This is a genomic window from Pseudomonas sp. JL27(2026), from assembly GCF_056933555.1.
This window is the reverse complement of record NZ_CM167794.1, coordinates 2415068-2439738: the sequence shown is the minus strand read 5'-3', so window position 1 is coordinate 2439738 and position 24671 is coordinate 2415068. Positions and strand designations below refer to the sequence as shown.

The window sequence follows — 24671 nt, the reverse complement described above, 5'->3', positions numbered from 1 at the left end:
TCACGAAACGACCTCACCCGCTGTCACCGACAGACCGTCGTGCCACCAGGACGCCAGGCTGTAGACGTTGGGCGCCTTGAGAATCGTGAAATGGTTACCCGGGCCATGCCAGATCTCCAGTTCACTGACGTACTCGCGCCACCCGTTGACCATTGCCTCCTGCTCACGCTGGTTGCCGATGGCATCCAGGGTCGGGTCGTCCGCCAACACCAGCCCCACCGGGCCGATGTAACGGTGTCGAGGTTGATAGACCGTGCGCAGCGCCGTACCGAACGTGCGCACCGGCCCCGCCATTGAGTCGGGCGTCGAGCGCTGGGACAGCATCCCGGCACGCACCATTCCCTGGTGCAACATGCGCAGTTGCCCGGCTTCGTCTTGCACGGCGAAGGCCGCAGCGTCGATACCCAGCGGTTTTCCGCACGCCAGTTGCAGGGTTTCAATCAACCGTTCCAGCACCGCCAATGCCGTGTAGGGCTTGCCCACAACGCCGTTCCCGCCCGGCGACTCACTGTCAATCAGTGTCAGGGAGGCCACTTCACGCCCCTGGGCTTGCAGGCACGCGGCCATTTCGAACGCCACCCAGCCACCGAAAGAGTGGCCGATCAGATGGATCGGCCCCTGCGGGTACGTGCTGTCTACAGCCTGCAAATAATGCTGGGCTGCTGTCTCGACCCGGCCATACGGCACGGCTTCGCCGTCCAGCCCTCGTGGCTGCAAACCCAGGATCGGCCAGTCAGGACCAAACGCTTCGGTCAACCCGACAAACCCGGTCACGCTGTCCCCGGCACCGGGGATGCAGAAGATCGGTGGATGCACCGGGCTCCCGCTCTGAATCGTCAACAATGGCTGATGCGGCGCGTCGGGCACAGCCTGTGCTGCCGGCAAGGTTGCCAGCACCTGACCGATGGCCTGCCCAAGGGCCTGTATATTCGGTGCCTTCATCATGTGGCTGTGGTCACCCGAGACCATGACTTGGCGCAACCGGGACTTCGGCAAAATGTCCCCCCAACCCAACGTGTCGCTCAGCCGGGACACTTCGCTCAAACGCTCCTGAGCGGTGAACAGGTGCACCGTCATGGGAATCGGACAGACGTTGTAATGCGCCAGCGCATGACCGTGGGCCACATCACGGTCAAGGAAGTTCCACAGGTCGGCACTCGACGCGTCCGCCAGTGCCGGGTGCAGCAATTGTTGGTCGCGACAGGCTTGCACCAGTCCCTCGTAATCGAAGGTGTAGAGGTCATGACGCAATTGTTCGAGATGCACCAGGACATCGGCGCCTGCAGGTACCTGTGTTTCCCAATACTTCGTGCAGGTCTGCAACAGGTGCAACGTGTGAGCGTGCCCCCCGGACCATCGCGGCCAGCCCATGTCGGACAGCCGTGGCACATAGGTGTCGAGCAGGCCCAGGAACCCGACCGGCTCATCCAGGCCAAGCAGTTGTGTGGCAACTTCGTAGGCCAGTACCCCACCGAACGACCAACCGGCGAGCCGGTAGGGACCGTGCGGTTGTACCGAGCGGATGATATTTACCAGCCGGGTGGCCAGGCATTCCATGGTTCGCAATTGGGGTTGCCCCAAAGCGATACCCGGTAACCCGTAGATCGGGAAGTCCCCCTCGATATGCTTGCCCAGTGCCGGGAAATAAACACTATCACCGCTGAACTCATGCACCAGGAACAACGGTGGCTGCGTACCGGCACTGCGCACCGTCGTCAGGTTGTCCTGGCGCTCCGGTGGCGACGTACGCTGGTTCAACATCGACGCTATCGCTTCGACACGGGCATGTTGGAACAACTCGGCCAACGACACGTGCAGGTCGGCCTCCTCCAACACATTCACCAGTCGGATCGCCAATAGCGAGTGCCCGCCCAGTTCAAAGAAACAGTCATGACGCCCCACTCGCTCGACCTTGAGCACCTGCGCCCAGATCTGCGCCAAAAGGGTCTCCAGTGCACCTTGGGGCGCTTCGTAGCCACGAGAGGCCAATGCGTCCAGCCCAGGTTCTGGCAGGGCCTTGCGGTCCAGTTTGCCGTTGGCGGTCAGCGGCAAGCTGTCCAGTTTCACGTAGGCCGACGGCAGCATGTAACTCGGCAAGGTTGCTTGCAGTTGCGTCCTTACCTGTTCGACTTCCAACGGCGTGTGTTCAGTGAAATACGCCACCAACCGGCCGTCACGTACCAGCACCACCGCCTCTTTTACCGATTCCAGTGCCGCCAGTCTGGCTTCGATTTCCCCCAGTTCGATGCGCACACCACGGATTTTCACCTGATCGTCATTGCGCCCCAGGTACTCGATGGTCCCGTCCGCCAGCCAACGCGCCAGGTCGCCGGTGCGGTACATCCGCGCTTGCGGATCGTCGCTGAACGGGTCCTTGAGGAAACGTTCGGCGCTCATCTGCGGACGGTTCAAGTAACCCCGCGCCACGCCGGCGCCCCCCACATACAACTCACCCGCCACACCCACCGGCACCGGGCGCCTCTGCTCATCAAACAGGTAGACCTTGGCGTTGGCCATCGGTTTGCCGATGTGCAGGGTTTGGCCGGCCTCGATGTGCCCGGACGTTGCCACCACCGTGGCTTCGGTCGGGCCGTAGTTGTTGATCAGCTCGAATCGCTGGGCCTTGGCGAACTGGCGCAGGCGATCACCACCGACCAGCAACGTGCGCAAGGTCGGGTGTTCCAGGTTCTGACTGAAGGCATATTCGGCCACCGGGGTGGGCAGGAAGCTCACGTCCAGCGGTTGTGCTCGCCACCAACTCAGCAGCGCATCAATGTCCTCATTGCCGTCATGGGCGGGCGGCAGGTGCAGGGTCGCGCCGATACACAACGCTGGCCAGATTTCCCAGGCCATGGCATCAAAACCGAAACCGGCCACGCTGGAGGTATGGCTGCCGTGATGCAGATGGAAGGCGTCGCAATGCCAGTTCACCAGGTTTGCCAGGGTACGGTGTTCGACCATCACCCCTTTCGGTAACCCGGTGGAACCGGAGGTGTAGATGACATAGGCCAGGTGTGCAGGCGTCAGCCCGGTAACTTGCGGGTTCGTGATGGGTTGGTCTTGCCACAGGTGACTGTCGAGATTGATCACCGGCACGTCCAGCACCGGCAAACGCTCCCGCAAATCCTGCTGCGTCAACACCGCCACCGGACCGCTGTCGCTGAGCAAATAACTCAAGCGCTCGGCCGGATGAGACGGATCAATCGGCACATAGCATGCGCCGGACTTGAGAATCGCCAGCAGCCCGACCAAGGTGTCCAGCCCGCGCCGGGCAACAATCGCCACCCGCTCATCTGGCTGCACACCCAGCTCGCGCAGGTAATGGGCCAGTTGATTAGCGCGCTCATTGAGTTCGCGATAGCTCAGGCCCTGCCCCTGATAAAACGCCGCCATCGCCTGCGGATGTTCGGCGGCTTGCGCCTCAACCCGACCGTGAATGGTTAACCCGCGAGGGTAGTCGACGTGGCTCGCATTGAAGTCCAGCAACAGTTGCTGGCGCTCGGCCAACGGTAGAATCGGCACACGCTGCAACGCCAACTGCGGATCCTGCTCCAGTGCGTCGATCAAACCGTTCAACGCTGTATGCAGGTAGCCAAACACCCGCTGCGCGCCAATCGCCTTGGGCGCTACGGTGCACAGACGGAAATCCGCGCCCAAATCGTCCACCGACAGCAGCATTGGATAGCTGACGACCCCTTCGCTGCCCAGCATGTCGATACCCTGCCACGCCCGCTGCGCCTGCTCACCGTTTGAGGCCACGCCGTGGCGATAATTGAGCAAGGTATTGAACAGCGGCGTCGGTGCCGCGACACCACTGCAACGCTGCGCCAGCGTCAGCGGCGCATGTTCGTGAGCCAGCAAGGCGCTCAATCCCTGGTGGGTCGCCTTCACCGCCGCCTGCACACTGTGTTCACCCAGACTGACCCGCAGCGGCAAGGTATTGATGAACATGCCCAAGGCACGATCGGCGCCCTCACCGGCCTGCATCCGGCCCAACAGGACGGTGCCAAACACCACGTCGTCGCGGCCCGAGACACTTCCCAACACGTGCGCCCAGGCCAGGTGATACAGGCTCGCCGCACTCACCCCAAGCCGCCGAACCTGCGCCCGAAGACGCTGACTGAGTGACGGCTCCAGCAGGTGCCGAACCTCTTCACTGGCGTCAGCGTCGCCCTGCACCTCCTGCACGCCGAACGCCAGCGTCGGCTCGTCGACGTCCGCCAGCATCTCGCCAAAAAACGCTTCGTGCTGCTCGCGACTGACGCCCGAGCGGGCCTGTGCCACGTAGTTGCGGTAGGGCACCGACGCGGCCAGGTGGTGTGCCTGACCGAGCATATGGGCTTCGATTTCCTCGACCAGTACCCCCAGCGAGGCGGCATCGTTGATCAAGTGATGAAATACCAACATGCCGATCCAGCGCTTGTTCAGCGGGTCTTCGGCATAACCGACATGCATCATCGGCGCCCGGCCAATCTCCAGACGGTAGTGACGCGCACCGAGACGCTCACGCAACTGCCCGGCAACATCGCCTGAGCCAGGCGTGAGCGCAACCGCCTCAACCCCCAGCGGCGCCTCGCGCCAGACCACTTGTACCGGAGCCTCCAGCCCCTCCCAGACCAGGCTGGTGCGTAAAATGTCGTGCCGGGCAATCACCCCTTGCAGCGCCTGGATGAAAGCGTGCAGGTGTTCCCGGCTGTCAAAGGCGAACAGCGCGTTTTGCTGGTACGGGTCGCCCAGCTCGGCAGTGATGTGGTGGTAAAGGATGCCTTCCTGAAGCGGCGCCAAGGGGTAGATGTCCTGCACGTTGGCCGCGCCACCCGGCACCGTGGCGACGATACGATCAATCGCTTCCTGATTCAGGTCTACCAGGGGCAACAGGTCCGGCGTGATGCCCTCACAGTCGGGCTGGATCAGGTTCACCGGTACCCAGATTTCCTGGCCGCCGCCCACCGCTGCGGCCAATGCCGACAGCGTCGGCTGGCTGAACAGCACCCGCACGTCCGCGCTCAGCCCAACCTGACGCATACGCTCGATCAAGCTCACCGCCAGCAGCGAGTGCCCGCCCAGTTCGAAGAAATGATCATGACGCCCTACCCGCTCGACCTTGAGCACCTCGGCCCAAATCTGCGCCAGGGTGGTTTCCACTTCGCCTTGGGGCGCTTCGTAGCCACGGTAGAACATCGCCTCCTGGTCTGGAGCCGGCAGGGCCTTGCGGTCCAGTTTGCCGTTGGCGGTCAGTGGCAAGGCCTCCAGCTTCACGTAGGCTGACGGCACCATGTAGTCAGGCAGTTGGCCTTGCAGGTATGTCCGCAGATCGTCGATCTCCAGACGTTCAGCAGCGTCTTGCACCGTGTAGTAAGCCACCAGGCGCTTGTCCGCCGACACCTCTTCGCGGGCCAGCACGACGCAGTCCTTCACGCCTGGGTGTGTGTTCAATCGCGTTTCGATTTCACCCGGTTCGATGCGAAAACCACGAATCTTCACCTGGTTGTCATTGCGCCCCCGGTACTGCAAGGTGCCGTCTGCCAACCAGCACGCCAGGTCGCCTGTACGGTACATCAGCGTTCCAGGTCGAGCGTTGAACGGATCGGCCAGGAACCTCTCGGCGGTCAGTTCCGGCTGGTTCAGGTAACCCTTCGCCACACCGGCACCGCCGATGTACAACTCACCGACCACGCCCACCGGTACCGGTTGCTGCCAGGCATCGAGTACATAACCCCGGGTGTTGCCAACCGGCCGACCGATGGGAATGCTGCCCATGCCCACGCCCACGCCCGCGGACGTGATTTCGAACGTCGTCGAAAACGTCGTTGCTTCGGTCGGGCCATAGCCGTTGAGCAGATGCTGCGGTGCACCGTCTTTCAGAACCCGGGCAATGATCGCCGGGTCCAGTACGTCACCGCCGACGATCAGGTAGCGCAGTTGACCGAACACCGACATCAAATGATCGGCGTACTGATGGAACAACCCGGCAGTCATCCACAACACGCTGACTGACTGTTCCTGCAACAGCGAGCGAAAGGCGTCCTGTGAAAGCAGGACATCCTGCTCGACCACCACGACGCAAGCGCCATTGAGCAACGGCGCCCAGACATCCATAGTACTGGCGTCGAACGCCGGGTTCGAGGCAAACGCTACACGGTCGTGTTCGTTGAAGTCGGCGTAGCCGTTGTTGATCACCAGCCGCGTAATGCCTCGGTGCGGCACCAACACACCCTTAGGAGTGCCGGTGGAACCGGAGGTGTACATGATGTACGCCACCGACTCCGGGGATTGCGCCAGGTCCGGGTTGTACACCGGTTGATAGTCAAGAGCCAGGCTATCCAGGTCCACACGCTGGACCCCGAACCCCAGAGACGCCGAATGGTGCGTCAACAGCGCGACGGCCTGGCTGTCCTGCACCATGAAGTTCTGCCGCTCGGCCGGGGCATTGATGTCCAGCGGCACATACACCGCCGCGCACTTGCCAATGGCCAACTGGCTGACCAGCAAATCCACCGAGCGCTCCAGCAGGATCGCCACGCTGTCGCCGGGTTTTACCCCGAGGTCCATCAAGTGATAAGCCAGTTGATTCGCCCTGCGGTTCAGTTCGCCGTAACTCACTGACTGCCCGCCCTGCACGGCCGCCAAGGCGTTCGGGCGCGCCAGCACCTGCGCTTCGAACAGGCCGTGAACGGTCTGTTCATGCGGGTAATCGCGCTCAGTGGCGTTGAAATCTTCCAGCAACTGCTGGCGCTCGGCTCGCGACAGGATTGATAACTGGTTCAACGCAATCGGAGCTGTTTGCTCCAATGCCTGCGCCAGGCTTTCCAGCGCCGTGTGCAGGTAGCCGCAGATGCGTTGCGCGCCGATGGACGACGCCGCGAGTGCTGTGAGGCTGAACCCCTTACCCGAATCGTCAACGCTGAGGGTCAGCGGATAGTTGGTCCGTTCCTCAGCCTTGAGTAATTGAATACCTTGCCAGGCCTCTATGACCTCAACCGCCACTTCGGCAACTGCGCCCGAGGCGTTGTGTCGGTAGTTGAGCAAGGCGCTGAACAACGGCGTGGTCGAGGCCACGCAACTGCACCGTTGTGCCTGGGCCAAGGAAGCGTGCTCATGGCGCAACAGAGTGGTCAGCCGTGCATGGGTGGCCTTGATACCCGCCCGTACATCCTGGGCGCCGACATCAATGCGCAGCGGCAAGGTATTGATGAAGATTCCCAATGCCCGGTCCGTGTCCTGCGCACCGTGCATCCGCCCCAGCAGCACGGTGCCGAACACCACGTTTTCCTTACCCGACACGGCCCCCAGTACACGGGCCCACGCGAGGTGGAACACGCTGGCTACGCTCACGCCCAACTGCCGTGCCTGAACCCGCAAGCGCTCACCCAGAACGGGGTCGACCGGCAGTGTGGACTCTTCAATGCCACTGCCATCACCCTGGACATCCTGCCTGCCGAACGGCAGGGTCGGTTCGTCGATATCCCCCAGCATGTCGCGAAAAAAAGCTTCGTGTTCCTGCTCGCTGAGCCCCAGGCGTGCCTGGGCGACATAGTTGCGAAACGGTACCGCCTGGCCCAGGCGGTCTGCCTGACCGGTCAAGTACGCCTGCATTTCATGACGCACCACGTCCATCGCGCTGTGGTCCGTGGCCATGTGGTGGAACAGCAGCGTCGCGACAATGCGCTGCTGGCGCTCGTCCCTGGCGTAGGCCAGGCGCATCAAGGGTGCCTGGGTCACGTCCAGGCGATAATGCCGTGCATCGAAGTACGCATGCAGTTGGGTGCCGATATCACCGGCCGCGGGGTCGAGCTGAACCTCCTGAAGGTGCAAATCGGCCTTGCGCCATACCACTTGCACCGGGTTGTCCACCCCCTCCCAGACCATGCTGGTGCGCAGGATGTCGTGGCGGTCGATCACCGCTTGCAGCGCCTGGACAAATACACCCAGGCGTTCCGGGTTGTCGAAGGCGAACTGGGATTGCAATACGTAAGGGTCGCCTTGCTCGGCGCTGATGTGGTGGTAAAGGATGCCTGCCTGAAGCGGCGCCAATGGATAAATGTCCTGCACGTTGGCCATGCCACCGGGCACCGTGGCGACGATGCGGTCTATAGCGTCCTGGCTCAGCGTGACCAGCGGCAGCATGCCGGGGGTGATCTGCGTACAGCCTGGCGGGATGCCGTTGTCCGGCACCGCAACCTGTCCGGTCTTGCTGGCCGAATACTGCCCGGACTTGATCATTTCGATCAGGGTCGGCTTGTACTCGCGCAACGAAGCCAACACGGCCGGCTCCTTCAGCGACTGCTTGTTGCCTTGCACAACGAGCTGATCCCCTCTGATCGAAAGCACTACGCCCTTTTCTTTCAGTGTCGCCAACAGTTCGATCACGCTCACAGGACAATCTCCATTCTTTCCATGATTGCGGCGTATTCCGACAGAGTGGGTTGTTCAAACAACGCCCTGACTTCGGCCTCCATGCCTTCCTGACGCAGCCGGCCCACCAGGCTCACGGCCAGCAACGAGTGCCCGCCCAGTTCAAAGAAATGGTCATGACGCCCCACCCGTTCGACCTTGAGCAACTCGGCCCAGATCTGCGCGAGCAGGGTTTCCACCTCGCCTTGCGGCGCTTCATAACCGCGCACGATCATCGCGCCCAGACCCGGCGCCGGCAGAGCCTTGCGGTCCAGTTTGCCGTTGGGGCTCAACGGCAACGCCTCCAGATGGACGAACACCGACGGCACCATGTAGTCCGGCAGTTGCGCCAGCAGATGGCTGCGCAGCGTTTCGATGTCCAGGGCTTCAGCCGAGGCCTGAGTGGTGTAATACGCCACCAGACGTTTGTCCCCCGGTACGTCTTCACGGGCCAGCACCACCGCCTCCTTCACTTCGGGGAACTGGGTCAGGCGCGCCTGGATTTCGCCCAGTTCGATGCGCAAACCACGGATTTTCACCTGATCGTCGTTACGTCCCAAGTACTCGATGTTGCCGTCCGCGAGGTAACGCGCCACGTCGCCGGTGCGGTACATCCGCGCATTTTCCACCGCGCTGAACGGGTCCTTCAGGAAGCGTTCGGCCGTCAGTTCCGTACGGTACAGGTAACCTCGGGCCACTTGCACACCGCCGATGTACAGCTCACCGACCACGCCTTGCGGCACAGGTTGTAGCTGCCCGTCGAGCAGGTACATCCGGGTGTTGGCAATCGGTTTGCCAATCGGCGTGTTGTCCGGGGTGTGCTCCAGCGGACCAGCGCAGTTCCAGGCTGTCACGTCCACCGCCGCTTCGGTCGGGCCATACAGGTTATGCAGTTCGCTGCCCGGTAATTGCACCTTGAAACGCCGTACCAGACTGCCCGGCAACGCTTCGCCGCTGCACATCACTCGCTTCAGCCCTGCGCACTGGCTGACATCGCCATGGGCCAAGAACACGTCGAGCATCGACGGCACAAAGTGCAGCGTGGTGATCTGTTCTGCGTGAATCACCTCACCCAGGTACGCCGGGTCCTTGTGCCCGTCCGGGCGTGCCATCACCAGCCGTGCGCCAGTGAACAGCGGCCAGAAGAATTCCCAGACCGAAACGTCGAAACTGAACGGGGTCTTTTGCAACACCGCGTCCGACGAGGTCAGGCCGTATTCGTCCTGCATCCACAGCAAACGGTTGACCACTGCGCCATGCTCGTTGAGCACGCCTTTCGGTTGGCCGGTGGAACCGGAGGTGTAGATCACGTAAACCAGATGCGCCGAGGTCAACTGCGAAACCTGCGGGTTGGCAATGGATTGATCCTGCCAGGTCGGGTGATCCAGATCGATCACCGGCACCGTCACCTCGCCCAGCAGTTCGCGGGTCGAACCTTGCACCAGCACCGCGACCGGGGCGCTGTCGCGCAACATGTAGGCGATGCGTTCCAGTGGATAGGCCGGGTCCAGCGGTACGTAAGCCCCGCCAGCCTTGAGGATCGCCAACAAGCCAACGACCATCTCCAGCCCGCGCTCGACACAAATCGCCACCCGCGAATCCGGCCCCACGCCCTGCTGGCGCAGGTGGTGGGCCAGTTGGTTGGCGCGCTGGTTGAGTTCGCGGTAGGTCAGGCGCTGTTCACCGGCCAGCACGGCCGGCGCATCCGGCGTGCGTTGAACCTGCGTTTCGAACAGACCATGAATCGTTTGATCGAGCGGGTAATCCACGTCGGTGGCGTTGAGGCCAAACAACAGATGCCGACGCTCGGCAGCGGGAAGGATCGGCAAGCAGTTCAGCGCAACCGGCGACTCCTGCTCCAGTGCCTCGACCAGTGATTCCAGCGCGGTCTGTACATAACCGCAGATCCGCTGCGCCCCCACCTGCGCAACCGTCATGGCGGTCAGGTTGAACCCATCGCCCAGGTCATCCACGTTCAGTGCCAACGGATAGTTGCTGCGCTCCTCACTGGCCAGGGTTTCAATTCCTTCCCAGGCGTGTTGCTTTTCCTGCGATGCCGAGCGGTTGTCGCTGTGTCGATAGTTGAGCATGGCGCTGAACAACGGCGTTGGCGCCGCGACGCCGCTGCAACGTTGCGCAAGGGCCAGGGATGCATGTTCATGGCCCAGCAACGCAGTCAGCCTTGCGTGGGTTGCTCTCACACTCGCCCGGGCACTGTGTTCACCGATATCGACCCGTAATGGCAAGGTATTAATGAAGATCCCCAGCGCCCGATCGGCCCCCTCGCCGCCCTGCATCCGCCCCACCAACACCGTACCGAACACCACGTTCTGCTTGCCCGAGGTGCCTGCCAGCACCTGCGCCCACGCGAGGTGCATCAGGCTGGCCGCACTCACGCCCAACTGCCGGGCCTGCGCCCGTATACGCAAGCTCAGGCTGGTCGGCACCGGTTGGGTTGCTTCCTCGATGTCGCCGCCGTTGCCCTGCACATCCTGCAAGCCGAACGGCAATGTCGGTTCATCAATGTCGCCCAGCATCTCGCGAAAGAACGTTTCATGCTCCTGCTCGCTGACCCCCAGCCGCGCCTGAGCCACGTAGTTGCGGTACGGCACCGCGACATCCAGAGATTCGGTCTGGTTGAGCAAACAGGCGCCCATCTCCTGGCGCACCACGTCCATGGCGGTGTGATCGAGCGCCATGTGATGGAACAGCACAATGGCGACCACCCGTTGATTGGCCTGATCGCGAGCAAACATCATGCGAATCAGCGGAGCCTGGGTGACGTCCAGACGGTAATGCCGGGCGTCAAAGCGTGCATGCAATTGGGCAAGGATGTCGCCGGCCGCAGGGTCCAGCAGCACCTCCTGCACGGCCAGCCCGGCCTTGCGCCAGACCACTTGCATCGGCTGCTGCACGCCTTCCCAGACCACCCCGGTACGCAGAATGTCGTGGCGCTCGATGACCTTTTGCAAGGCCTGGGCAAACGTCTGCAAACGCTCAAGGCTGTCGAACGCCATTTTCGATTGCAGCAGGTACGGATCGCCTTGCTCAGCGGTGATGTGGTGGTAAAGGATGCCTTCCTGCAACGGCGCCAAGGGGTAGATGTCCTGCACGTTGGCCACGCCACCGGGCACGGTGGCGACGATGCGCTCAATGGCGTCCTGATTCAGGTCTGCCAGAGGCAACAGGTCCGGGGTGATCCGCACGCAGTCCGGCGTTATACGGTTGGCCGGCGCGATGACTTCGCGATACCCACCGACCGCAGCCGCCAACGCTGCCAGCGTCGGTTGGCTGAACAACACACGCACGTCGGCGCTCAGCCCGGCCTGACGCATGCGCTCGATCAGGCTCACCGCCAATAGCGAGTGCCCGCCCAGTTCGAAGAAGTGGTCATACCGCCCGACGCGTTCGACCTTGAGCACCTCGGCCCAGATCTGCGCCAGGGTGGTTTCCACTTCACCTTGGGGTGCTTCGTAGCCACGGGTGATCAACGCATCAAGGTCCGGGTCCGGCAGGGCCTTGCGGTCCAGTTTGCCGTTGGCGGTTAGCGGCAAGCTGTCCAGTTTCACGTAGGCCGACGGCAGCATGTACTCCGGCAATATCGCTTGCAGACTCGCTCGCAAACTCTCGATATCTAAGGGCGCGCTCTCGGTGAAATACGCCACCAACCGGCCGTCACGCACCAGCACCACCGCTTCTTTCACCGATTCCAGTGCCGCCAGTCTGGCTTCGATTTCGCCCAACTCGATGCGCACACCACGGATCTTCACCTGATCGTCGTTGCGTCCCAGGTACTCGATGGTGCCGTCCGCCAGCCAGCGCGCCAGGTCACCGGTGCGGTACATCCGTGCCTCTTTTTCAGCACTGAAAGGATCCTTGAGGAAACGCTCGGCGGTCAGTTCCGGGCGGTTCAAATAACCCCGCGCCACCCCGGCGCCACCCACATACAACTCACCCGCCACACCCACCGGCACCGGGCGCCTCTGCTCATCAAGCAGGTACACCTTGGCGTTGGCCATCGGCTTGCCGATGTGCAGGGTTTGGCCGGCCTCGATCCGCCCGGACGTCGCAACAACGGTGGCTTCGGTCGGGCCGTAGTTGTTGATCAAGTCAAACCGCTGGGCCTTGGCGAACTGCCGCAGGCGATCGCCACCGACCAGCAACGTGTGCAAGGTCGGGTGTTCCAGGTTGTGGCTGAAGGCATATTCGGCCACCGGGGTGGGCAGGAAGCTCACGTCCAGCGGTTGCGCGCGCCACCAGTTGAGCAACGCATCGATGTCTTCATTGCCGTCATGGGCGGGCGGTAAATGCAGGGTCGCGCCGACGCACAAGGCTGGCCAGACTTCCCACGCCATGGCGTCGAAGCCGAAACCGGCGACGCTGGAGGTGTGGCTGCCGTGGTGCAAGTTGAAGGCGTCGCAGTGCCAGTTCACCAGGTTTGCCAGGGTGTGATGTTCGACCATCACCCCTTTGGGTAACCCGGTGGAACCGGAGGTGTAGATCACGTAGGCCAAGTGTGCAGGCGTCAGCCCGGCAACTTGCGGGTTCGTGATGGGTTGGTCTTGCCACAGGTGACTGTCGAGATTGATCACCGGCACGTCCAGCACCGGCAAGCGCTCCCGCAAATCCTGCTGCGTCAACACCGCCACCGGGGTGCTGTCGCTGAGCAGGTAACTCAAGCGCTCGGCCGGATGGGACGGATCAACCGGCACGTAGCATGCCCCGGACTTGAGAATCGCCAGCAGCCCGACCAGCGTGTCCAGCCCGCGCCGGGCCACGATGGCCACCCGATCATCCGGTTGCACACCCAACGAACGCAGGTGATGGGCCAACTGATTGGCCTGTTGGTTCAACTGCCCGTAGCTCAGGCCCTGCCCCTGATAAAACGCCGCCATCGCCTGCGGGTGCTCGACGGCTCGCGCCTCGACGCGCTGGTGAATGGTCAAGCCATGCGGGTAGTCGCGCTCGGTGGCGTTGAAATCTTCCAGCACATGCCGACGCTCGGCCGGCGACAGGATTGGCACTCGCTGCAACGGCAACTGCGGATCCTGTTCCAGCGCGTCCAGCAAACCCGTCAGGGTTGTGTGCACATAATCAAAAACCCGCTGCGCACCAATCATTTTCGGTGCCACGGTGCTCAGGCGGAAATCCGCGCCCAGGTCATCCACCGAGAGAATGATCGGATAGCTGACGACTCCTTCGCTGCTCAGCACCTCAATGCCCTGCCACGCCGGTTGCGCCGGCTCACCGCTCGACGCCACGCCATGCCGATAATTGAGCAAGGCATTGAACAGCGGCATCGGTGCCGCTACACCACTGCAACGCTGCGCCAGCGTCAACGGCGCATGTTCGTGAGCCAGCAAGGCGCTCAAGCGTTCGTGCGTCATTTTTACCGCTGCCTGCACACTCTGCCCGCCCAGATTGACCCGCAACGGCAAGGTATTGATGAACATGCCCAAGGCGCGGTCGGCGCCCTCACCGGCCTGCAAACGTCCCAACAGGACGGTGCCAAACACCACGTCGTCGCGGCCCGACACACTTCCCAACACATGCGCCCAGGCCAGGTGGTACAGGCTCGCCGCACTCACCCCCAATTGCCGGGCCTGAACGCGCAGGCGCTGACTGAGCGAGGCGTCCAGCAGGTGCTGAACCTCTTCACTGGCGCCAGCGTCGCCCTGCACCTCCTGCAAACCGAACGGCAGCGTCGGCTCGTCGACATCGCCGAGCATCTCGCGGAAGAACGCCTCATGCTCCTGCTCGCTGACACCCAAGCGCGACTGGGCCACATAGTTGCGGTACGGCACCGACGCGGCCAAGTGGTGCGCCTGACCCAGCATGTGGACCTCGGCTTCCTCGATCAGCACCCCCAGTGAAGCGGCATCGTTGATCAGGTGATGGAACACCAGCATGCCGATCCAGCGGTTGTTCTGCGGGTCCTCGGCATAACCGATGCGCATCATCGGTGCCTGACGGATGTCCAGACGATAACGGCGCGGGTCAAGGTGTTCACGTAACTGCCTGGCGATATTTCCGGCCATCGGGTCAACCGCTATTGGCTGCACCGCCAGTTCAGCCTTGCGCCAAACCACTTGCACCGGTGCCTCTACTCCCTCCCAGACCAGGCTGGTGCGCAGGATATCGTGCCGGGCAATCACTCCTTGCAGCGCCCGGGCAAATACATCCAACCGTTCACGGCTGTCAAAGGCAAACAGCGCATGTTGCTGATACGGATCGCCCTGCTCAGCGGTGATGTGGTGGTAAAGAATGCCTTCCTGCAACGGCGCCAAGGGGTAGATGTCCTGCACGTTGGCCACGCCACCGGGCACGGTGGCGACGATGCGCTCAATGGCGTCCTGATTCAGGTCTGCCAGAGGCAACAGGTCCGGGGTGATCCGCACGCAGTCCGGCGTTATACGGTTGGCCGGCACGATGACTTCGCGATACCCACCGACCGCAGCCGCCAATGCTGTCAACGTCGGTTGGCTGAACAACACACGCACGTCGGCGCTCAGCCCGAGCTGACGCATTCGCTCGATCAGGCTCACCGCCAGCAGTGAGTGCCCGCCCAATTCGAAGAAATGATCGTGACGCCCCACTCGCTCGACCTTGAGCACCTCGGCCCAGATCTGCGCCAGGGTAGCTTCGACTTCGCCTTGTGGTGCTTCGTAGCCACGGGTGAGCAACGCGTCGAGGTCCGGATCCGGCAGGGCCTTGCGGTCCAGTTTGCCGTTGGCGGTCAGCGGCAAACTGTCCAGTTTCACGTAGGCCGACGGCAGCATGTAACTCGGCAAGGTTGCTTGCAGTTGCGTCCTTAGCTGTTCGATTTCCAACGGCATGTGTTCGGTGAAATACGCCACCAACCGGCCGTCACGCACCAGCACCACCGCTTCTTTCACCGATTCCAGTGCCGCCAGTCTGGCTTCGATTTCGCCCAACTCGATGCGCACACCACGGATCTTCACCTGATCGTCGTTGCGTCCCAGGTACTCGATGGTGCCGTCCGCCAGCCAGCGCGCCAGGTCACCGGTGCGGTACATCCGTGCCTCTTTTTCAGCACTGAAAGGATCCTTGAGGAAACGCTCGGCGGTCAGTTCCGGGCGGTTCAAATAACCCCGCGCCACCCCGGCGCCACCCACATACAACTCACCCGCCACACCCACCGGCACCGGGCGCCTCTGCTCATCAAGCAGGTACACCTTGGCGTTGGCCATCGGCTTGCCGATGTGCAGGGTTTGGCCGGCCTCGATCCGCCCGGACGTCGCAACAACGGTGGCTTCGGTCGGGCCGTAGTTGTTGATCAAGTCAAACCGCTGGGCCTTGGCGAACTGCCGCAGGCGATCGCCACCGACCAGCAACGTGCGCAAGGTCGGGTGTTCCAGGTTCTGACTGAAGGCATATTCGGCCACCGGGGTGGGCAGGAAGCTCACGTCCAGCGGTTGTGCTCGCCACCAACTCAGCAGTGCATCAATGTCTTCATTGCCGTCGTGCTCGGGCGGCAGGTGCAGGGTCGCGCCGACGCACAAGGCTGGCCAGACTTCCCACGCCATGGCGTCGAAGCCGAAACCGGCGACGCTGGAGGTGTGGCTGCCGTGATGCAGGTTGAAGGCGTCGCAGTGCCAGTTCACCAGGTTTGCCAGGGTGTGGTGTTCGACCATCACCCCTTTGGGTAACCCAGTGGAGCCGGAGGTGTAGATGACATAAGCCAGGTGTGCAGGCGTCAGCCCGGCAACCTGCGGGTTCGTGATGGGTTGGTCTTGCCACGGGTGACTGTCGAGATTGATCACCGGCACGTCCAGCACCGGCAAACGCTCCCGCAAATCCTGCTGCGTCAACACCGCCACCGGACCGCTGTCGCTGAGTAAATAGCTCAGGCGTTCGGCCGGATGGGACGGATCAACCGGCACGTAGCATGCCCCGGACTTGAGAATCGCCAGCAGCCCGACCAGCGTGTCCAGCCCGCGCCGGGCCACGATGGCCACCCGATCATCCGGTTGCACACCCAACGAACGCAGGTGATGGGCCAACTGATTGGCCTGTTGGTTCAACTGCCCGTAGCTCAGGCCCTGCCCCTGATAAAACGCCGCCATTGCCTGCGGACGTTCGGCGGCTTGCGCCTCGACGCGCTGGTGAATGGTCAAGCCACACGGGTAGTCGACGTGGGTGGCGTTGAAGTCCACCAGCAGTTGTTGACGCTCGGCCGGCGACAGGATTGGCACACGCTGCAACGGCAACTGCGGATCCTGCTCCAGTGCATTGATCAAACCGCTCAACGCCGTGTGCAGGTAGCCAAACACCCGCGGCGCGCCAATCGCCTTGGGCGCCACAGTGCTCAGGCGGAAGTCTGTACCCAGATCATCCACCGAGAGAATGATCGGATAGCTGACGACTCCTTCGCTGCTCAGCACCTCAATACCCTGCCACGCCGGTTGCGCCGGCTCACCGCTCGACGCCACGCCATGCCGATAATTGAGCAAGGTATTGAACAGCGGCGTCGGTGCCACGACACCACTGCAACGCTGCGCCAGCGTCAACGGCGCATGTTCGTGAGCCAGCAAGGCGCTCAAGCGCACATGGGTCGCTTTCACCGCCGCCTGCACACTGTGTTCACCCAGACTGACCCGCAACGGCAAGGTATTGATGAACATGCCCAAGGCGCGGTCGGCGCCCTCACCGGCCTGCAAACGCCCAAGCAATACGGTGCCGAAGACCACGTCGTCGCAGCCCGAGACACTTCCCAACACGTGCGCCCAGGCCAGGTGATACAGGCTCGCCGCACTCACCCCAAGCCGCCGAACCTGCGCCCGCAGGCGCTGACTGAGTGACGGCTCCAGCAGGTGCTGAACCTCTTCACTGGCATCAACGTCGCCCTGCACCTCCTGTATACCGAACGGCAGCGTCGGCTCGTCGACATCGCCGAGCATCTCGCGGAAGAACGCCTCATGCTCCTGCTCGCTGACACCCTGACGAGACTGGGCCACATAGTTGCGATAAGGCACCGGCGCGGCCAACGCGTGCTCCTGACCGAGCATGTGAGCCTGGATTTCCTCGATCAGCACACCCAACGAGGTCGCATCGTTGACCAGGTGGTGGAACAGCAAGATGCCAATCCAGCGCTCATTCACCGGATCGCGGGTGTAGGCAAAACGCATCAACGGGGCCTGGGTCATGTCCAGACGATAGTGGCGAGCGTCAAAGCGCTCACGCATGAGCTGCAACACATCCCCTTCTTCCGGTTCTATGTCCACTCTTTCAAGCTTCAGCGGCGCTTGACGCCAGACTACCTGGGCCGGCTCATCAAGCCCCTCCCACACCAGGCTGGTGCGCAGAATGTCATGGCGCGCAGTCACACGTTGCAAGGCCCGAACGAAACCTTTCACTTGTTTCAGGTCGGCAAAACCGAGTTGCGCCTGCAAGACGTAAGGGTCGCCCTGGGTCGACGCAAAGTGGTGGTACAAAATGCCGGCCTGCAACGGAGCCAGCGGATAAATGTCCTGCACATTGGCCGCACCGCCGGGCACCGTCGCCACGATGCAGTCGATGGCCGCTTGATCCAGGTCCGCCAGCGGCAACAGGTCCGGGGTAATTCGCAGGCAATTTGCCGGGATGCGGTTGACCGGCACTTGAATTTCTCGACCACCGCCAACCGCTGCCGCCAACGCGGCCAGCGTTGGCTGGCCAAACAGTACCTGCACATCCGCCGACAACCCGGCCTGACGCATGCGTTCGATCAGTTTCACCGCCAGCAACGAGTGCCCGCCCAGTTCGAAGAAGTGGTCATGACGCCCGACCTGCTCGACCTTGAGCAGCTCGGCCCAAAGCCTGGCCAGAGTGATTTCAATGTCGCCCACCGGCGCTTCGTAACTCCGAGTGAGCAACGACTCCAGACCCGGTTCCGGCAACGCCTTGCGGTCCAGTTTGCCGTTGGGGCTCAGCGGCAAGGCTTCCAGCTGAACAAAAGCAGCAGGGACGATGTGTTCCGGCAATTGCGTCAGCAGATAGGCACGCAAGTCTTCAATTGCCGGGATATGGCCCGCGACCCGCGGAGTGAAATACGCGACCAGACGCTCGTCCCGCGCCAGCACCACCGCCTCCCGCACCGCCGGGTGCGCCGCCAGTCGGGCTTCGATTTCGCCCAGCTCCAGACGTACGCCTCGCAGCTTCACCTGGAAGTCGTTGCGCCCAAGAAACTCCAGGCTTGCGTCGGGGCGATAGCGCACCAGGTCACCGGTACGGTACAACCGGTCGCCGGCCACGAACGGGCTGTCGATGAAGCGTTCCGCCGTCAATTGCGGCAAACCCGCATAACCCCTTGCGACGCCGACGCCGCCGATATGCAGGTGACCGCTCACACCCAGCGGCACCGGCATGTCGTGGGCGTCCAGTACGTACAGCCGCGTGTTGGGAATCGGCCGACCGATTGGCAGTTGAACATCCGGCACCGGCGCGCCGGGTTCGAGGGTCCAGGCCGTGCTGTCGACCGTGGCTTCGGTGGGGCCGTAAACGTTGTGCAAACGCACCTGTGGCAGCCGCTCCTGAACCCGTCGGGCCAGTGCGGCGGTGAGTTCACCGCCACCGCAGAGCACATCGGTCAGGCTGACGCACTGGCTGACCTCGTCCAGTTCCAGAAATTGTTGCAACATCGCCGGTACGAACTTGATCACCGTGATGCGCTGCTCGCGGATCAGTTGCGCCAGATAAGCCGGTTCCCGGTGCCCGTCAGGACGCGCCAGCACCAACCTCATCCCCGTGGTGAGCGGCCAGAAGAACTCCCAGACCGAGCCGTCGAAACTGAACGGCGCTCGCTGCAACAACGCACCGTCGGGCGCGGCCTCGCACACTTGCGAACCCCAGTGCATCAGATTGCCGAGGCCACGGTGTTCAACCATGACGCCCTTCGGCGTCCCGGTGGAGCCTGAGGTGTAGATTACGTAGGCCAGGTGCGAGACGTTCAGCCCCTCCACCTGGGGATTGCCGACAGGTTGGTCGTGCCAGGTGCACTGATCGAGATCGATCACCGGCACCAAGGCCTCGTCCAGCAGACCCCGCGTCGCCCCGTGCACCAACATTGCAGCGGGCGCGCTGTCCTGCAACAGGTACGCAATGCGCTCCCGCGGATAGCCGGGGTCCAGCGGCACGTAAGCGCCACCGGCCTTGAGAATCCCCAGCAAGCCAATCACCAGTTCCAGCCCGCGCTCGACGCAGATCGCCACCCGTGAATCCGGCAGGACACCCAGTTCACGCAGGTGATGGGCGAGTTGATTGGCGTGCTCGTTGAGCTCGCGGTAGGTCAGTTGCTGTTCACCGGCCACCAGCGCCACCGAGTCCGGGGTGCGCCGAACCTGGGCTTCGAGCAGTGCGTGAATCGTCTGGTCGCAGGGGTAATCCGCTTCGGTGGCATTGAGGTCACGCAACACATACTCGCGCTCGGCAGCCGGCAGCACTGTCAGGCCTTGCAACGAGGCTTGTGGCGTTTGCTCCAGTGCCTGCACCAGGTTTTCCAGAGTGCAGTGCACGTAGCCACTCACCCGCTCGGCGCTGATAGGCGCATCGGCCTTGACGATCAACCTGAAGTCTTGCCCCAGGTCATCGACCGACAGGGTCAGCGGGTACGTGGTCCGGCCCTGGCTTTCGAGCATCCGGATGCCGTCCCAGACCGCTGTCGCCTGAGTGGAATCCGCGGCCGAGCCGTTCTGTCGATAGTTGAGCAGCGAACTGAACAACGGCACGGAAGTGGCAACGTTGCTGCAGCGTTGAGCCAGCACCAGAGACGCGTGCTCATGCCCCAATAGCTCGATCAATCGCGCATGGGTGCTTTTGACCGCCGCGCGAACCCCTTGTGTCCCGAGACTGACACGCAACGGCAAGGTATTGATGAACATGCCCAAGGCCCGGTCCGAACCTTCGCCGCCCTGCATACGGCCCAACAGCACCGTGCCAAATACCACGTCATCCTTGCCGGACACCGCGCCCAACACCCGGGCCCAGGCCAGGTGAAACAAGCTCGCCGCCGTCACCCCGAGCTGACGGGCCTGTTCGCGCAGGCGCTTGCTCAGCGTGGAGTCGACCATCCGCGTGGCCTCTTCGATGCCATGCCCTTCGCCTTGCACGTCCTGCACACCAAACGCCAGCGTCGGCTCATCGATATCGCCCAGCAGGTCGCGAAAGAACGCTTCATGCTGGTCACGGCCAACACCCTGACGCGCCTGGGCCACATAGTTGCGGTACGGCACGGGCGTGGCGAGGTGCTGCGTCTGGCCGCGCATGCAGGCCTCGACTTCCGCAATCAGCACCTGCGACGACAGTTCATCGTTGATCAAGTGATGGAACAGCAACAGGCCGACCCATCGATTGTTCGGGGTATCTTCGGCATAGCCGATGCGCATCATGGGCGCCTGGCGAATGTCCAAACGGCAGTGACGCGGGTTCAGGCGCTCGGACAATTGTTCGGCGACATCGCCCGCCGCCGGGTCCAGTACTACCTCGTCCAGACCCAGCGTCGCTTCGCGCCAGACCACCTGGACCGGCTCGTCGAGACTTTCCCAGGCCACGGCGGTGCGCAGAATGTCGTGGCGCGAAACGACATCCTGAAGCGCCTGGGCAAACTCTTGAAGACGTTCACGGCTGTCGAACGAAAACGTGACGTATTGCAGGTAGGGGTCACCGTGGGCCGCCGCCAGGTGGTGATACAAAATACCTTCCTGCAACGGCGCCAAGGCGTAGATTTCCTGCACATTGCGTGCACCTCCCGGCACGCTCGCAACGATCCGGTCTATCGCGCTCTGGTCCAGGTCTGCCAGGGGCAACATGTCCGGGGTAATGTGCTCGCATCCATGGGGAACGCCAGGGGCAGGCACCTCGATTTCCTTGTGGCTCCCCCCCACCGCACTGGCCAACGCCGCCAGGGTCGGCTGGTTGAACAGCACCCGCACGTCCGCGTTCAGGTCAACCTGACGCATGCGTCCGATCAGTTTGACCGCCAACAACGAATGCCCGCCCAGTTCGAAGAAGTGGTCATGACGACCGACTTGCTCAAGTTTGAGCAAGTCCTGCCAGAGGGCGGCAAGGGCGATTTCCACCTCGCCCTGCGGCGCTTCGTAGGTGCGCCGGGCAACCGCCTCCGTGTCCGGCACCGGCAGCGCCTTGCGATCCAGCTTGCCGTTGGTGGTCAGCGGGAAAGCTTCCAGCATCACGAACGCGCCCGGCACCATGTACTCGGCCAACGACCCCAGCAGTTGCTCACGCAGCCCGGCCGCGTTCAGCTCGGCCCCCTCACCGGCAATCACGTAGGCCACCAGGCGCTTGTCTCCCGGCTCGTCTTCGCGAGCGATCACCACCGCTTCGCGCACGCCGTTGCAGGCCGAAAGACGGGCCTCGACCTCGCCCAGCTCGATACGGAAACCGCGGATTTTCACTTGATCGTCGTTGCGGCCCAGGTATTCCAGGCTGCCGTCCGCCGTCCAGCGCCCCAGATCGCCGGTCTTGTACAGCCGGGCATGGGCGCGGCCACTGAACGGGTCGGCGATAAAGCGCTCGGCCGTCAGTTCCTCGCGGTTCAGGTAACCCCGCGCAACTCCCGCGCCTCCGACGTACAGCTCACCGACGACACCGACCGGGACCGGTTCACGCCGGTCATCGAGTACGTACAGCTGCAAATCCGGAATCTGCCCACCAATCGGGCTGACACCTGCCCGGTGCGCGTCCGCCACCTCCAATGCCCGATAGGTCACGTGTACCGTGGTTTCGGTGATGCCATACATGTTCACCAGTTGCGTGCCGGCATTGGCAACGCGGGCATACCAGGGTTTCAGGATTCCCGGCTCCAGGGCTTCGCCACCGAAAATGACCTGACGCAAGGAGTGCTTGAGCTGACTGTCGCCCTGGGCCGCAATGAGTTGACGGAACGCACTCGGGGTCTGGTTGAGGATGCTTACGCCGGCGGTGCACAGCAGCGCGTAGCATTCGTCCGGCGAGCGACTGATCAGTTGCGGCACCACCAGCAACTGAGCGCCGTAGGTCAAGGCCCCCCAGATTTCCCAGACCGAGAAGTCAAAGGCAAATGAGTGGAACAGCGCCCACACATCCTGCTGATTGAAATCAAACCAACCCTGAGTCGCCGAAAACAACCGCACCACGTTGCGGTGCTCGACCAGCACGCCTTTGGGCAGCCCCGTGGAGCCAGACGTGTAGATCACGTAGGCAAGGTGCGAGGCGTTCAACTCCGGGACATGTGGATTGGCAACAGGCTCGCGCTGCAACGTGTCGCTGTCGAGGTCGATCACCGGCACGGACACACTGGCGGCCAGGCTTTGAGTCGCGGTATGCAACAGCAACGCAACCGGAGCGCTGTCTTGCAAAGTGTAGGTAATGCGCTCGACCGGTGAGGCCGGGTCGATTGGCACGTAACCGGCGCCAGCCTTGAGAATCCCCAGCAAACCGACCACCATTTCCAGGCCACGCTCGACACAGATTGCCACCCGGTCATCGGGGAGAATGCCCAGGGCCAGCAGTCGATGTGCCACCTGATTGGCGCGGTCGTTGAGTTGTCCGTAGGTCAGGCTCAGGTTTTCGTACATGACTGCCGTGGCATCAGGCCGGGCTGCGGCCCGGGCTTCGACCCGGCCATGGATCAGTTCCGTGTCGAGGTAACAAACCTGCGGGGCGTTCAAGGTGCTCAGCAGGTGTTGCCGTTCGGCAGTCGGTAGAACGTTCAGCGTTTGCAGCGTTGCCTCCGGCGTTTCTTCCAGTGCCTGCACCAGACTCTCCAGCGCGGTGCTCAAGTAGTCGCCGACACGCTGCGCGCCAATCGAGGTGTCGACCAGCACAGTGATGCGGAAATCCTCGCCCAGATCGTCCACGTTCACGGTCAGCGGATAGTTGGTCCGCTCCTCGGAACCCAGCCCCTGAATGCCTTCCCACGCCACTGCCGTGTCGGCGCCGACCGCCACCTGGCTGTGCCGGTAATTGAACATCGAACTGAACAGCGGCGTTGGCGCGGTGACTGCGCTGCAACGTTGCGCCAGGGCCAGCGAGGCATGTTCATGCCCCAACAGCGTGGTCAATCGCACATGGGTCTGCTTCAAGGCTGCCCGGACGCCTTGCTCGCCCACGTCCACGCGCAGTGGCAAGGTGTTGATGAACATCCCCAGCGCCCGGTCGGAGCCCTCGCCGGCCTCCATCCGGCCCAGCAGGACTGTGCCAAAGACCACGGCCTTGCGCCCGGAAACCTTGCCCAATACCAGGGCAAACGCCAGGTGCATCAGGCTCGCCGCACTGACCCCAAGCAGCCGGGCCTGGGCCCGCATCCGCTGGCTCAAGCCACTGTCAACGCTGAGATTCACGTCTTCAATGCCGTGACCGTCGCCCTGCACATCGCGCAAGCCAAACGGCAGGGTCGGTTCGTCGATATCGCCAAGCATCTGGCGGAAGAACGCTTCGTGTTCCTGCTCGCAGGCCCCGAGGCGAGTCTGGGCAACATAGTTGCGAAACGGTACGGCCGGGCTCAACTGATCCCCCCGCCCTCCCAAGTACGCCTGCATTTCGTGGCTCACCACTTCCAGAGCGGTATGGTCCAGTGCCATGTGATGAAACAACAGGACGGCGACCACCCGCTGACGGGCTTCGTCCCGCGCGAACACCAGGCGCAGCATCGGCGCCTGACGCACGTCCAGACGGTAATGCCGAGCGTCGAAACGAGCCCGCAACTGCGCCAGGACATCACCGCCAGCGGGGACCAGTTCAAGCTCTTCAGACACCAGCCGCGCCTGGCGCAAGACCACTTGCACCGGTTCGTCCAGACCTTCCCAGACTATTGAGGTCCTGAGGATGTCATGGCGATCGATCACCCATTGCAACGCCTGGGCAAACGCCTCCAGACGCTCGCGGCTGTCGAAAGCGAACTGTGACTGTTGTACATAGGGGTCACCCTGCTCCGCCGAGAGATGGTGGTAGAGCATGCCTTCCTGTAACGGCGCCAGCGGGTAGATGTCCTGGACGTTGGCCGCACCGCCGGGGACGCTAGCGACGATTCGATCGATGGCCTGTTGATCCAGGCTCACCAGCGGCAGCATGTCCGGAGTAATCCGATAGGCCGGGCTCAGCCAGTCGCCACCGTTTCTCGCCACCAGGGCGAGCAATTCAGCTTTGTGCTTGCTCAGGCTGTCCCACAACGCGTCATCCAGTGCCTCGTCGTCGCCCAGGATGACCAAATCGTCATCTTCGAGTTGAAGACGGATCGGGTAGGTTGAAATAACTGCCATCAATTCGCTGAATTGCATTGA

At 62.7% G+C, this 24671-nt stretch carries 2 protein-coding genes; both read right to left on the bottom strand.

Annotated features, from left to right (window positions below; all coding sequences use genetic code 11):
* Positions 1-8376 (bottom strand): amino acid adenylation domain-containing protein, encoded by an 8376-nt coding sequence (locus AC1Z1G_RS11120; RefSeq protein WP_483626965.1) that lies wholly within the window; start codon positions 8374-8376, stop codon positions 1-3.
* Positions 8373-24668 carry an amino acid adenylation domain-containing protein gene (locus tag AC1Z1G_RS11115; RefSeq protein WP_483626964.1) on the bottom strand — a complete coding sequence of 5432 codons (16296 nt, stop codon included), beginning with the start codon at positions 24666-24668 and terminating at the stop codon, positions 8373-8375. Before AC1Z1G_RS11115 ends, AC1Z1G_RS11120 begins: the two co-directional genes overlap by 4 nt.
* Positions 24669-24671 lie beyond the last annotated feature (3 nt).